A 13,438-nucleotide genomic window follows, 5' to 3' on the forward strand; every position below is an offset into this window, starting at 1 on the left:
AGGGCCTTTAACTGTTGATTTACCGTCTTAAATCCGATTGGTCGCCAATCTGCAAATATCCCTTCTGGCGGTCCGGGCCAAAGCTCTGGACAGGGCGGAATAGGGCCGTAAAAGGCCTTTTCCCGCCCTGGCGATCTTTCTATGAAGCAGGCTTCAAGGGACCAGCGGCCCACGGGCAAAGGCATTTCTCCATGCGCAATGAACCGCAGATCACCCCCGAGCTCGTCGCCGCCCACGGGCTGAAGCCCGATGAATATGAGCGCATCCTGAAGCTGATCGGGCGGGTGCCGACCTTTACCGAGCTCGGCATCTTCTCGGCGATGTGGAACGAGCACTGCTCGTACAAGTCGTCCCGCATCCATCTGCGGGGACTGCCGACCAAGGCGCCCTGGGTGATCCAGGGCCCCGGCGAGAATGCCGGCGTGATCGACATCGGCGACGGCCAGGCCGTCGTATTCAAGATGGAGAGCCACAACCACCCGAGTTACATCGAGCCGTACCAGGGTGCGACCACCGGCGTCGGCGGCATCCTGCGCGACGTGTTCACCATGGGCGCACGTCCGATCGCCTGCCTGAACGCGCTGTCGTTCGGCGCGCCGGAGCATCCCAAGACCCGGCATCTGGTGTCCGGGGTGGTGGCCGGTATCGGCGGCTATGGCAACTCGTTCGGCGTTCCGACGGTCGGCGGCCAGACCCGCTTCCACACCCGCTATGACGGCAACATCCTGGTGAACGCCATGGCGGTCGGCCTCGCCGACGCCGACAAGATCTTCTATGCGGCGGCCTCCGGCGTGAACATGCCGATCGTCTATCTCGGCTCCAAGACCGGCCGCGACGGCATTCATGGCGCCTCGATGGCCTCGGCCGAGTTCGACGATTCCTCGGAGGAGAAGCGCCCGACGGTGCAGGTCGGCGACCCCTTCGCCGAGAAGCTGCTGCTGGAGGCGTGCCTAGAGATCATGGCCGCGGACTGCGTGATTGCGATCCAGGACATGGGTGCGGCCGGCCTGACCTGCTCGGCGGTCGAGATGGGCGCCAAGGGCGACCTCGGCGTCGATCTCGATCTCGATGCCGTGCCGACCCGTGAGATCGGCATGAGCGCCTACGAGATGATGCTCTCCGAAAGCCAGGAGCGCATGCTCATGGTGCTGAAGCCGGAGAAGGAGAAGGAGGCGGAAGCGATCTTCCGCAAATGGGGGCTCGATTTCGCGGTGGTCGGCTACACCACGCCGAGCAAGCGGTTCGTGGTGAAGCATGGCGGCGACGTCATGGCCGACCTGCCGATCAAGGAGCTCGGTGACGAGGCGCCGCTGTACGACCGTCCGCATGTGGCCTCATCGGCGCTGCCGGTGATCCACGCCCGCGAGGTCAAGTCGCCGATGGACATCATCCCGGCGTTGGAGAAGCTCGTCGCAACGCCCGATCTGTGCTCCAAGCGCTGGATCTGGGAGCAGTACGACCATGTGATCCTCGGCAACACCGTGCAGCGCCCCGGCGGCGATGCCGCCGTGGTGCGCGTGCAGGATGGCCCGAAGGGGCTTGCGCTCACCGTAGACGTCACGCCGCGCTATTGCGAGGCCGACCCGTTCGAGGGTGGCAAGCAGGCCGTCGCGGAGGCCTGGCGCAACATCACCGCGGTCGGCGGCCGGCCGCTCGCCATCACCGACAATCTCAATTTCGGCAACCCGGAGCGGCCCGAGATCATGGGGCAGTTCGTCGGCTGTCTGAAAGGCATTTCGGAAGCCTGCCGCGCGCTCGACTTCCCCGTCGTCTCCGGAAACGTCTCGCTCTACAACGAGACCAATGGCCGCGCGATCCTGCCCACGCCGTCGATCGGAGGCGTCGGCCTGCTCGATGATTTCACCAAATCGGCGAGCATCGCGTTCAAGGCCGAGGGCGAGGCGATCCTGTTGATCGGCGAGACCCATGGCTGGCTCGGCCAGTCGGTCTACCTGCGCGACATCTGCGGCCGCGAGGAGGGCGCCCCGCCGCCGGTCGATCTCGCCGCCGAGAAGCGCATCGGCGATGTCGTCCGCGGCATGATCCATGCGGGCACGGCGACGGCCGCACACGATCTCTCCGACGGCGGCCTGCTGGTGGGGCTCGCCGAGATGGCGATGGCCTCCGGGATCGGCGCGCGGCTGCTGGCCGCGCCTGCGTCGATCGTGCCGCATGCGTATTGGTTCGGCGAGGACCAGGCGCGCTATCTCGTGACGGTGCCGGAGACCGAGGCTGGCCGCGTGCTTGCCAAGATGCGCGGCGCCGGCGTGTCGTGCACGCGCATCGGCACGACAGGCGGCACAGCGCTTGCCATCGCTGGCGAGGCGTCGGTCGAGGTCACTGCGCTCAAGACCCGCTTCGAGAGCTGGCTGCCCGGCTACATGGGCGGGGCCGCCTAACTCACCCCTGTCGTCCCGGACAAGCCACGACGGCGCAAGGCGCCGTCGCGGCGCCGATCCGGGACCCAGACTCCGCGGCCGCGGTTGTCACGCACGCTGGTCGTTGAGCTCTTTCAACAACGACGCCCTGTGGTTATGGGTCCCTGCTTTCGCAGGGACGACAGGGGAGTTTGCCGTGAGCGCCGCAGCCTTGCCCGGCGTCATTGCGAGCGAAGCGAAGCAATCCAGGATTCCATCGGCGGATGCAGTCTGGATTGCTTCGTCGCTTCGCTGCTCGCAATGACGGAGGAGACAGGATCGTCCTTACAACACGTTCTTCGCGCCCGGAATCTGCCGCAGCACCCACGTCGCACCCCAGCTCAGGAGCACGGTGGCGACGAAGGCGATCGCCGCCTTGGCAATGGCCGGCAGATTGAGGTCGAACAGCCAGTACTGGATCCACAGCACGATCGGATAGTGCACCAGGAACATGCCATAGGCATCGGCCTGCATGCGATCGAGCACGGAGAATTCCGAGCGGCGGTTGTTGAGGAAGTAGGACAGGATCGCGAACAGGATCGCGGCGCTGAAGATGACGAACAAGAAGCCGTAGGCCGCCTCGTACCACTGCGGCAACACGGGCGGATTGCCCAGCACCTGGCGCTTGATCGTGATCAGCACCCAGAGCAGCGCATAGGGCACGAGCGTGACCACGATCCAGGCCCCGAGTCCGCGCTGCGACATCTGCCCTTCTGCGGCCAGCAGGCCGCGTTCGAAATTGGCCGAGCCGATGCCAGCCCCGACGTAGAAATAGGCGGCGTAGAGCAAGACGCGGCTGGCCTGCACCGAGAGCGGTCCGGCCTCGAACCAGAAGGTCGGGCCGAAATAGAGCCGGGACGGGATGTAGAGCACGCCAGTGATCAGCAGGAAGACGAAGAAGAAGTCGCCCGGATTCTCGAAGGCGCGCTGCGACAGCCGGTTGATCGGATCCAGCAGGCGCGGCGAGACGCGGTACAGCAGGGCCGCCGAGGTGTCGAACGCCAGCAGCACCCAGATGAACCAGATCGGCCCGCTCGGCCATGGACCGACCGTGACCGTCTTCCACCAGAAGGCAGCGAAGCTGGCTTCGGGATTGGCGCGCAGCTCGATCGCGTAATAGGCAAACGGAATGACGGTCAGGGCCGCGATGGCGAAGGGCAGGCCAAGACGCAACAGCCGGTCGCGCAGGAATTGCAGCGTCGACTTGTGAGCAAGGCCCGACCACACGAACAGGCCCGACAGGAAGAAGAACATGGCCATGAAGAAGCTGTCGGTGGCCAGCACGATGGCATCGAAGCCGAGGAAGGACGTCGGATCGGTGTGCCCGAAATAGGTATAGGGAATCACGGCATGGTGGAGCAGCACCACCAGCGTCAGGAATGTCCGGGCGTGATCGAGCGCGGCGTTGCGCGCCCGGGCGCGCGGGCGGGCCTGAAGCTCGACCTTTGCGGCCGCCGCCGATTGTGTAACCGATATGACCATATGCCCCCCAGCGTCGCTGCTGCCCGGCCCGTGCAGCGGATGTGACGTTCGCATCCCCTTCGCCGCGGGGCGTCACGCAAACGCCGTCCAAGGCTGCGCGAGCCGGAATGATTCAATGAGATCGTGTGACTGTCTGGCACCGTCATTCGCTGGAGACGCCCGCAAGCGAGCGAATGACGGCGCCGGACCACCAGATGTTGTCGTTGGTGCTGCAAATCAGCAAGTGCCGCGGTCCGCAAGCCGGTTTCTCACACCCTCTGCCGATTTCCGCTCCCGATATCCTTACGAACCGACGACCTACGAAGTTACGGGCGGGACTGCCGTGGGTTGCGCACTTCTCGGCGACGGGATCGATGGCCGAAGGAACCGGTTCCCCGCGGCATCGTTAGTGAGGCGCCGCGCCGGCACGGCGCAGAACCGGAGGACCATACCGTGACACTTCTCAAATGGGCGTTGCTGTTCTTCGTGATCTCGGTGGTGGCCGGTATTCTCGGCTTCACCGGCATTTCGGCAGCTTCCGCCGACATTGCGCGGATCCTGTTCTACATCTTCCTGGTGATCTTCCTCGTGCTCCTGATTCTGGGGCTTACGATTTTCAGAGTGTAGCACGCCATCAGGTCAGTGACCGAAACGACCGCCGCGCCGGTATGGCCTCGCGCCGGCCGCGCGGCGGGCTGTCACCGCAGTTCAATCAACTGCGATCTCCTCGATCCGCACCTTGTCCGGATAGAACGCCAGGTGGCCCGAGATCTCGGTCATCGCCGGGAAGGGCGCCTCGTAGCTCCAGATCGCATTGTCCAATGTCTTGCCGTTGGCGACGACGCTGAAATAGCTCGCATCCCCCTTGTACGGACAATGGGTGACACGATCGGTCTTCTGCAGGGCCGCCATGTCGACGTCGGCCCGCGGCACGTATTGAACCGCGGGGTAGCTCGCTTCCTTCAGCGTCAACGCGCGGGTGGTGTCGGCAATCACGGCGCCGTCGGCGATCACCCGCACACGTTTCGGATTGGGGGTGATGGTGATCGGGTGATCCGGTCCTGGAAGCTTCATGTCGCCCTCACGATTCAGCCTTTTGGGTGCGTCACCCGGTCCGACGTATCTCGTTTGATCCCGGTATATAGTGGTTCCGCGCGTGACCTCGAAAGCGGTTCGCGCTAGATTTCACCATCACGGTCCCGCGAGAACGCCTTGATTCGCCGTGCTCGGCGGGCCACTGATGGGAGTGCAGCCAAGCCGCGGGCCCTGCGGGCTACATCGTCCACGGGATGCGGCGCCTGCCTGACATAAGGAGATGCACCGGGATGCCCATGGATGCCCACGATATCGAGCAGATGATCAAGTCTGCCATCCCTGACGCCCAGGTGACGATTCGCGATCTCGCCGGCGACGGCGACCATTACGCCGCGACGGTGATCTCGGAATCGTTCCGCGGCAAATCCCGCGTGCAGCAGCATCAGCTCGTCTATCAATCGCTGCGCGGCCAGATGGGTGACGTGCTGCACGCTCTGGCGCTGCAGACCGGCGTGCCTGAGCAGCGCTGACCGTTCATTGCAGATCGCGCAGCACGCATCCGGGGGAGATGGCGGTGGACGATCCGCGTGGTGCGCTGTTTCGCGTCATTGAGCCGAACCGGCACAGCCGGGTCACGTTCGTCGAGCTGTTCTTCGATCTCGTCTTCGTCTACGCGGTGACGCAGATCTCGCACTATCTGACCGGCCATTTCTCGCCGCTCGGCGCCGCCCAGACAGCCGTCCTGTTTCTCGCGGTCTGGTGGGTGTGGGTCTACACCGCCTGGGTCACCAACTGGCTCGATCCCGAGAAGGCGCTGGTCCGAGGTCTCTTGTTCGCGCTGATGCTGGCGGGCCTCGTGCTGTCGATGTCGATCCCGCGGGCGTTCGACGATCGCGGCCTGTGGTTCGCGATGGCCTACGCCGCCATGCAGGTCGGCCGGACCGCGTTCTGGTTGACCGCGACGCCGCCGCAGCGATCTGCCGTCCGCCGCAACGCCGCCCGCATCCTCTCCTGGCTCAGTGCCTCCGCCGTGCTCTGGCTGCTCGGCGGCCTTGCCGAGGGCCCGGCGCGGATGGGGCTGTGGGGGGCGGCGCTCACCCTGGAATATGTTTCGCCGGCCGTCCGCTTCTGGGTCCCCGGGCTGGGTGCATCCACCGTGGAGGACTGGATGGTCGAAGGCGGCCACATGGCGGAGCGCTGTGCGCTGTTCATCATCATCGCGCTCGGCGAATCCATCGTCGTCACCGGCGCGACCTTTGCCGAGCTCGACTGGACCGGAGCCAACATTGCCGCCTTCGCCAGCGCCTTCATCGGCACGGTGGCGATGTGGGCGGTGTATTTCAACCGCGGCGCCGAGGCGGGATCGGAGGTGATTTCGCAGTCGGCGCAATCCGGGCTGATGGCGCGCTCGGCTTACACCTACTTGCACATGCCGATCGTCGCCGGCATCATCGTGTCGGCCGTGTCGGACGAGATCGTCCTGAAGCACCCGCTCGGGCATGCCGACCTGAATACGGCGGCGACAACGATCGGCGGTCCGTTCGTGTTTCTGCTCGGGACCATCCTCTTCAAGTTCAACATCCGCGGTTTCCTGCAGTTGTCGCACGGCGCTGGACTGCTGGCGCTGATCGGGCTCGGCTGGTTCGCGACCGAACTGTCGCCTCTCGTGCTCTCGGCGCTGACGAGCGCGTTGCTGGCGATCGTCGCCTTGTGGGAGACGCTGTCGCTGCGATCGAAGCCAGAGCCTCACGCCTCGGCGACGAGCGCCTGAACCGAGAACATCTTCTCCGCATCCGTCCACACGGTCCGGACTTTCCAGCCGGATCCGCGGGCCAGCGCGCCGAAGCGCTCGATGCTGTATTTGTAGCTGTTCTCGGTGTGGATGCTCTCACCGGCGCGGAACGAGAGGGTGGTGCCGAGCAGCCGTACAGTCTGCGGCTTCCGCGCGACCAGATGCATCTCGATGCGGTGCTGCTCGCGATTGTAGATCGCCCGGTGGACGAAGGCGGACAGGTCGAAATTGCCGCCGAGCTCCCGGTTCATCCGCAACAGCAGATTGAGATTGAAGCGCGCGGTCACGCCGGCCGCGTCGTTGTAGGCGGCATGCAGGACGCGCTCGTCCTTCTCCAGGTCGACACCGACGATCATCAGCGCGCCGGTCCCTAGGATCTCGCGCGCCGAGCGCAGGAAGCGGCAGGCCTCGTGCGGCTCGAAATTGCCGATCGTCGATCCCGGAAAGAAGCCGACCTTCGGCTTGCCTTCGATGGCGTCAGGTAGTTTGAACGCCGTCGTGAAGTCGGCGACGACCGGGTGCACGGCGAGCTGCGGGAAGTCGCGGCGCAGGCTGTCGGCCTGTGCGGTCAGGAACTCGCCGGAGATATCGACCGGCACGTAGGCCGCGAAGCGGCAGCTTTCCAGCAGCAGCCGCACCTTGGTGGTGGCGCCGGCGCCGAACTCGACCAAGGCCGCCTCATCGGGAATGATCGCAGCGATCTCGGCGCCGCGATCCCTGAGAATGCCGAGCTCGGTGCGGGTCGGATAGTACTCCGGCAGCCGCGTGATCTGCTCGAACAGATCCGATCCCGCCGCGTCATAGAAATACTTCGGCGACAGCTGCTTGGGCTGCTGCGCGAGGCCTGCGACGGCATCGCGCGCGAATGCCGACGTCTCGGCGTCGGGAAGGTGAGCGTTGGACAACGTGTTGACGTGCACGTTCATGATACTCTCCTGGACGCGCACGGGCGCGACTGTCGGGAAGCGAATGTGGGTTGATCAGGCGTAGTCGGCGAGCCGGAGCCCGGTGAATTGCCAGCGATGATGCGGATAGAAGAAGTTGCGATAGGTGACGCGGCTGTGGCCTGCCGGCGTCGCGAGCGATGAGCCGCGCAGCACCAGCTGATTGACCATGAATTTGCCGTTGTACTCGCCGAGCGCGCCTTCGATGGCACGATAGCCGGGATAGGGGCTGTAGGCGCTGCGGGTCCATTGCCACACGGTGCCGAAGGCATCGTTGAGCTGGTTGCCACGCGCGGCGACCTCCCATTCCATCTCGGTCGGTAGGTGCTTGCCGCGCCAGCGCGCGAACGCATCAGCCTCGTAGTAGCTGACGTGGCAGACGGCTGCGTCAGGATCGACGGTCGTCAATCCGCCCAGCGTCATGATGCGCCACTCGCCCTCGACCTTGTACCAATGACCGGGAGCCTGCCAGCCCTCGCGGCTGGCGGCAGCGAAGCCGTCCATGAGCCAGAGCGTGGCGGTCCGGTAGCCGCCGTCATCCATGAAGGCGAGCCACTCGGCATTGGTGACGAGATTGCGCGCGATCCCGACCGGCCCGACGAGCGCCCGATGCGCCGGCCCCTCATTGTCGAAATGGTAACCATCGCCGGCGTGCCCGACGGTGTGGATGCCTTCGGGGAGGTGGACCCAATCCTTGCCCCGGTCCGTTGGGGACGGAAATGTCCACGATGGATCGTAGGCCGGCGCCGTCGGATTCTGCGCGAACGCATGCAGGATGTCGGTCAGCATCAGCTCCTGGTGCTGCTGCTCGTGATTGAGGCCGACCTCCACGAGCGGCGCCACGGCTGCCAAGGTCGCGGCATCGGCTTGGTCCAGGAAGTCGACCATGGCCGCGTCGACATGCCGGCGGTACGCCGTGATCTCGGCCACCCCCGGGCGGGTGATCAGGCCCCGCTCGCCCCGCGTGTGGCGCGGGCCCGCACTGACGTAATAGGAGTTGAACAGGAAGGCATAGTCGGGGTGAAAAGGGGCATATCCTCGGCAGTGCGCGCCGAGCACAAATTGCTCGAAGAACCAAGTGGTATGGGCGCGATGCCATTTGGCCGGACTGGCGTCCGGCATCGATTGGATGACCTGGTCTTCCGGGGTCAGCGGGGCCGCCCGGGCTTCGGTCTCGTTCCGGACCGCGAGATACGCCTCGATCAGACTGCCGGCCAGGCGACCCGGCCCAGGGGGTTGCGCAGCGGTGATCTGATGCGGGGCCGTGGCGGACGCTGAACTGGTCACGAGGGTCTCCGTTTGCCGGGAGAAAACGATGTTCGACGGAACAAGTTCCTTTTGGGCGGTTCGTCCTAGATAGGGGCTTGGTTACGGGATGAAACCCTCGTGGCGGCTATAATATTGCTGCCATCAGCCTATGGTCCGGCCGGGTGACTGTGTTGCGGAATGATCCTCGGCATTTTACTTTGGCTGAACAACGGTTTGCGCTACATATAAGACAGTGACGGTCGGCTCTGGACGAAATCTGTCCGGCGGCGACCCGCGCGGCACCGAGCCCCAGGCGTTCCTTGAGGCGCCCTAGAGGAAGCGAAGATGAGCATTGAGCAATTCATTGACAACGAAGTGAAGTCGAACGACGTCGTCCTGTTCATGAAGGGGACACCGCAGTTTCCGCAGTGCGGATTTTCCGGCCAGGTCGTGCAGATCCTGGACCACGTCGGCGTCGGCTATAAGGGCCTCAACGTTCTCGAATCTGCCGAGCTGCGCAACGGCATCAAGACGTTCTCGAACTGGCCGACGATTCCGCAGCTCTATGTGAAGGGCGAGTTCGTCGGTGGCTGCGATATCGTCCGCGAGATGTTCCAGAGCGGCGAGCTGCAGCAGCTGTTCACCGACAAGGGCATCCCGGTCGGCACGGCGGCCTCGGCCTGAGCTATCCGCGGACATCCCCCAACGCAGCGCTGACGGGATTGTCGGCGCCGCGTTGATGGCACGGCGCGGCAGCGTGCGATGTCGAGAGCAAGACTGACGGGCGGGGCTGGCGTCATGGACGGCCTCGTCTCGCGACGCGCGTTGCTCGGCGCACTCTTCGCGGCGCCCATGCTGCCGTGCCTGGCCCGCGCAGGCGCACAGTCGCCGCGCGATCTCGACCGGCGGCGCCTCGAGGCGGTCCCGACCTATTTCCGCGACGAAGTCTCCGCCGGCAACATTCCGGGCGCGGTCGTGCTGATTCAGCAGCACGACAGCCCTGTCCTGCTGCAGAGTTTCGGTGTTCGCGATCCCGCGACGCGCGCGCCGATGACGGAGGATGCGATCTTCCGCATCTACTCGATGTCGAAACCGGTCACGTCGGTGGCGGCGATGATGCTGGTCGATGACGGCAGGCTGAAGCTCGATGATGCGCTGGCGAGCTACATTCCCGCCTTCGCTGACGTGAGGGTCGGCGCTGCTCCGGTGGCGCGCCCGATCACCATCCGCGATCTGCTGCGCCATACCTCCGGCATCACCTACGGCTTTTATGGCGAGACGGCCGTGCGCCGGCTCTATGCGAAGGCGCCTCTGTTTGACGGCGACATCGACAACGCCACCTTCGTCGAGCGCCTCGCCAGGCTGCCGCTGGCCGAGCAGCCTGGCACGGTGTGGGACTACGGCCACTCGACCGACGTGCTCGGGCGGGTGATCGAAATCGTCTCCGGCCGCTCGCTCTATGAGTTCGAGCAGGAGCGGCTGCTCGGGCCGCTCGGCATGCGCGAGACGGCGTTCTTCCTCGCCGACCCGAGCCAGCGTAGCCGCGTCGCCGAACCGTCGCCGCGCGACTGGTTCGATCGTCCGATCGCCGGCATCGACGATCCCATTCGGCCCAGACGCTGGGAGTCGGGCGGGGCGGGGATGATCAGCACCATCTCCGACTACGCGCGGTTCGCTCAGATGCTGCTGAACGGCGGTGAGCTTGACGGCCGCTATTATCTCAAGCCTGAGACCGTCGCGGTCATGACGCGGGATCATGTCGTTGGGGCGGGAATTCGTCGTGACGACCTCTATTTTCCCGGCGCCGACAGCGGCTTCGGCTTGGGTTTCTCCGTGCGCATCACGGAGAAGCCTCCGGTGCCATCAGGCGAATATGGCTGGGACGGCGTCGGCGGGACGTTCTTCTTCATCGATCCCGCCGACGACCTGTTCGTCATCGTCATGATGCAGGCGCCCTCGCAGCGCGGCCGCATCGCGAGCGATGTGCGGCGGCTGGTCTATGCGGCGCTCGCACCATGATCCTCATGCTCCGCGCACGATCTCCCGGACATGGCCGATGGTCTCCTCGATCATGGCTGCGGTCACGTCGAGATGGGTGCAGGCGCGGATGCGGCCGTCCATCATCGCGAGCAGCACGCCGCGCTTGCGCAGCTCGGTCACCATCTTGTCGCCGGGCACACTGGAGCCGTCGGGCTTGAAGAACACGAGATTGGTCTCTGGCTCCTGGACCTCGACGCCCTGGATCTGCGACAGCCCGCGCGCCAGCGCCCGTGCATTGGCGTGGTCCTCGGCGAGCCGGTCGACATGGTGATCGAGCGCGTAGATGCAGGCTGCCGCGACGATTCCGGCCTGCCGCATCGACCCGCCGAGCCGCTGCTTCCAGCGCCACACCTCGTCGATGAAGGCGGCGCTGCCGGCGAGCACGCCGCCGATCGGCGCGCCCAGCCCCTTGGAGAAATCGATCCAGGCCGAATCCCAGCCCGCGGTCATCTCGGCGGCCGGAATGCCGGTGGCAACCGTCGCGTTGAGCAGCCGCGCGCCGTCCATGTGCGTCGCCATGCCGTTCGCCTTGGCGATCTCGACGATCTCGTCGAGATCAGCCTTCTTCCAGATCGTGCCGCCGCCGATATTGGCGGTCTGCTCGACGCTGACGACGGTCTGCGGCGGCTGGTAGCGCGAGCGCGGATGCAGCGCGGCGCGGAATGTCTCCGGCGTGAACTGGCCGTCGGGCCCCTTCAACTGTGTCACCTGGAAACCGCCGAGCGCCGCATGCGCGCCGCCCTCGCGCGAGATGATGTGCGCAGTCTCATGCGCGAGGATCTCGTCGCCCGGCCGGCAATGCACCAGGGTCGCCGCGACGTTGCACATCGTGCCCGACGGCATCAGCACCGCGGCCTCCTTGCCGAGCAGCGCGGCGACGCGGCCGCACAATTCATGCACGGTCGGATCGTCGCCGATCTGCTCGTCGCCGACCTCGGCGCGCGCGATGGCCTCGCGCATCGCGGCTGTCGGGCGGGTCTGCGTGTCCGACAACAGATTGACGCGCACGGGCGGCGCCTTGGGATCGCGCGGGGGCGGGGTGTAATACATCGGCAGTCCTCGTTCGGCTCATCACGACCCGACCTTACCCAACTCGCATCGCCCCCGCAAAACGCCTCCTCGATTACGCCGCGCGCGGCGGGTTGAGCCAGATGTCCGGCCGCCGCAACGGCCGGGTCTCGATCGGCTCGGCCACCAGCGGCGGCGCCTCGGTGCAATCGAACACCCAGGAGTCGAGCGGGCTCTGCCGTGACGGTGAAAGCAGCAGCGCGGCGCCCGGCCGCTGCCGCCGGATGTTCCAGCCCATGTTCACCGCGGCCCAGCCGACCAGCATGGTGTGCCATTCGTCGGCGAGTTCGCGGGAATCGTCGAAACAGTGCAGGAGCTCGAGCGCGTAGGGATCGTGGCGAAGCTGCGCGTCGGCGAAGGTGAGCCCGGTGCCGAGATGGCGGATCACATGGGCTGTCGCATCAGACTGGACGTGCCAGCAGGAGCGTTCGAGAATGTCGAAGACCGTCGAAGGGTAGAGGCCGTCATTGAATCGGTAACGGATCCCCGAGGGCCGTGCGCGTAACGGTGAAGCGCTGAGGGGCGGCGCCCGCAACGGCGGCAGAGGCGGAGCACCGACCGCATCGGTCGGCAACGCACCGAAGATGATATTGCGCCTGTTGAACTCCATGGCGAACGCCCCGCTACTTTACAACTGCAGACAGTGAATCACGGGACGGATTCGCTGTCAGCCCAGCTTGGGGCGATTTCGTGGCAGGTGTGGCATTCGGGAATCGGTTCGTCCCATCCGAAAAGAAGCCCAAAAAAGAAAGGCCCCGGCGCGTGCCAGGGCCTTCGGATTATCAGATGGACCGCGGTCCGGTCAAGATCAGCGCGAGTAGAACTCAACGATCAGATGCGGCTCCATCTGCACCGCGAACGGCACGTCCGACAGCGCGGGGATGCGGATGAACTTCGCGGTCATCTTGGAGTGATCGGCCTCGATGTAGTCGGGCACGTCACGCTCGGCGAGCTGGGTCGCTTCCAGCACCACGGCGAGCTGCTTCGAGGCTTCCTTGACCTCGATCACGTCGCCCGGCTTGACCTGGTAGCTCGCAATGTTGACCTTGCGGCCGTTCACCTTGATGTGGCCGTGGTTGATGAACTGGCGCGCCGCGAACATGGTCGAGACGAACTTGGCGCGGAAAACGACGGTGTCGAGACGGCGCTCCAGAATGCCGATCAGGTTCTCGCCGGTGTCACCCTTGAGACGGCCGGCCTCGACATAGATGCCGTGGAACTGGCGCTCGGAGATGTTGGCGTAATAGCCCTTCAGCTTCTGCTTGGCGCGCAGCTGCACGCCGAAGTCCGAGAGCTTGCCCTTGCGGCGCTGGCCGTGCTGGCCGGGGCCGTATTCGCGGCGGTTGACGGGGCTCTTCGGGCGGCCCCAGATGTTCTGGCCCATGCGGCGATCGATCTTGTACTTCGCCTCACTGCGCTTAGTCATCGCGTCC

The 13,438-nt window shown here is 65.4% G+C and carries 13 protein-coding genes; 6 read left to right on the forward strand and 7 right to left on the reverse strand.

Features of this window, described 5'->3' with window-relative positions; all coding sequences use genetic code 11:
- Window positions 1-191: 191 nt before the first annotated feature.
- Window positions 192-2,399 (forward strand): phosphoribosylformylglycinamidine synthase subunit PurL, encoded by a 2,208-nt coding sequence (gene purL, locus QX070_RS12515; protein ID WP_315737354.1) that lies wholly within the window; start codon window positions 192-194, stop codon window positions 2,397-2,399.
- Between the two features lie 303 nt (window positions 2,400-2,702).
- On the opposite strand, the gene QX070_RS12520 is transcribed toward purL, so the two are convergent.
- A complete protein-coding gene (locus QX070_RS12520; protein ID WP_315737355.1) occupies window positions 2,703-3,899 on the reverse strand; it encodes an acyltransferase in 1,197 nt (398 codons plus the stop codon).
- A gap of 432 nt (window positions 3,900-4,331) precedes the next feature.
- On the opposite strand from QX070_RS12520, the gene QX070_RS12525 reads away from it, so the two are divergent.
- On the forward strand, window positions 4,332-4,505 hold the full coding sequence (locus QX070_RS12525; RefSeq protein WP_009031962.1) for a DUF1328 domain-containing protein: 174 nt from the start codon (window positions 4,332-4,334) through the stop codon (window positions 4,503-4,505).
- Between the two features lie 81 nt (window positions 4,506-4,586).
- Here QX070_RS12525 and QX070_RS12530 read toward each other — a convergent pair whose 3' ends face one another.
- A complete protein-coding gene (locus QX070_RS12530) occupies window positions 4,587-4,952 on the reverse strand; it encodes a DUF427 domain-containing protein (RefSeq protein ID WP_315737356.1) in 366 nt (121 codons plus the stop codon).
- Between the two features lie 251 nt (window positions 4,953-5,203).
- Here QX070_RS12530 and QX070_RS12535 point away from each other — a divergent pair, with 251 nt between their 5' ends.
- Both QX070_RS12535 and QX070_RS12540 read left to right on the forward strand, forming a co-directional pair.
- The gene (locus tag QX070_RS12535; RefSeq protein WP_315737357.1) at window positions 5,204-5,443 is read left to right on the forward strand and encodes a BolA family transcriptional regulator; all 240 of its coding nucleotides are present in this window, start codon (window positions 5,204-5,206) and stop codon (window positions 5,441-5,443) included.
- A gap of 38 nt (window positions 5,444-5,481) precedes the next feature.
- On the forward strand, window positions 5,482-6,684 hold the full coding sequence (locus tag QX070_RS12540) for a low temperature requirement protein A (RefSeq protein WP_315737358.1): 1,203 nt from the start codon (window positions 5,482-5,484) through the stop codon (window positions 6,682-6,684).
- Here QX070_RS12540 and egtD read toward each other — a convergent pair.
- Window positions 6,660-7,631 carry an L-histidine N(alpha)-methyltransferase gene (gene egtD, locus QX070_RS12545; RefSeq protein ID WP_315737359.1) on the reverse strand — a complete coding sequence of 324 codons (972 nt, stop codon included), beginning with the start codon at window positions 7,629-7,631 and terminating at the stop codon, window positions 6,660-6,662. The genes QX070_RS12540 and egtD overlap by 25 nt on opposite strands.
- A 54-nt stretch (window positions 7,632-7,685) precedes the next feature.
- Window positions 7,686-8,936, reverse strand: a complete 1,251-nt coding sequence (egtB, locus tag QX070_RS12550; protein WP_315737360.1) for an ergothioneine biosynthesis protein EgtB — start codon at window positions 8,934-8,936, stop codon at window positions 7,686-7,688.
- Between the two features lie 306 nt (window positions 8,937-9,242).
- Here egtB and grxD point away from each other — a divergent pair, with 306 nt between their 5' ends.
- Window positions 9,243-9,581 (forward strand): Grx4 family monothiol glutaredoxin, encoded by a 339-nt coding sequence (gene grxD, locus QX070_RS12555; protein ID WP_006609190.1) that lies wholly within the window; start codon window positions 9,243-9,245, stop codon window positions 9,579-9,581.
- A 114-nt stretch (window positions 9,582-9,695) separates the two neighbouring features.
- Window positions 9,696-10,916 carry a serine hydrolase domain-containing protein gene (locus tag QX070_RS12560; protein WP_315737719.1) on the forward strand — a complete coding sequence of 407 codons (1,221 nt, stop codon included), beginning with the start codon at window positions 9,696-9,698 and terminating at the stop codon, window positions 10,914-10,916.
- A gap of 3 nt (window positions 10,917-10,919) precedes the next feature.
- Here QX070_RS12560 and QX070_RS12565 read toward each other — a convergent pair whose 3' ends face one another.
- From QX070_RS12565 to rpsD, 3 genes are all read right to left on the reverse strand, one after another.
- Complete coding sequence (locus tag QX070_RS12565; RefSeq protein WP_315737361.1) at window positions 10,920-11,987, reverse strand: threonine aldolase family protein; 1,068 nt, start codon at window positions 11,985-11,987, stop codon at window positions 10,920-10,922.
- 73 nt (window positions 11,988-12,060) lie between these two features.
- The gene (locus tag QX070_RS12570; RefSeq protein WP_315737362.1) at window positions 12,061-12,393 is read right to left on the reverse strand and encodes a hypothetical protein; all 333 of its coding nucleotides are present in this window, start codon (window positions 12,391-12,393) and stop codon (window positions 12,061-12,063) included.
- A 420-nt stretch (window positions 12,394-12,813) separates the two neighbouring features.
- Window positions 12,814-13,431 (reverse strand): 30S ribosomal protein S4, encoded by a 618-nt coding sequence (gene rpsD / locus QX070_RS12575; RefSeq protein WP_011925811.1) that lies wholly within the window; start codon window positions 13,429-13,431, stop codon window positions 12,814-12,816.
- Between the last annotated feature and the right edge of the window lie 7 nt (window positions 13,432-13,438).

The organism is Bradyrhizobium sp. SZCCHNR1093 (assembly GCF_032381175.1).
In the GTDB taxonomy this organism is placed as follows: Bacteria; Pseudomonadota; Alphaproteobacteria; order Rhizobiales; family Xanthobacteraceae; genus Bradyrhizobium.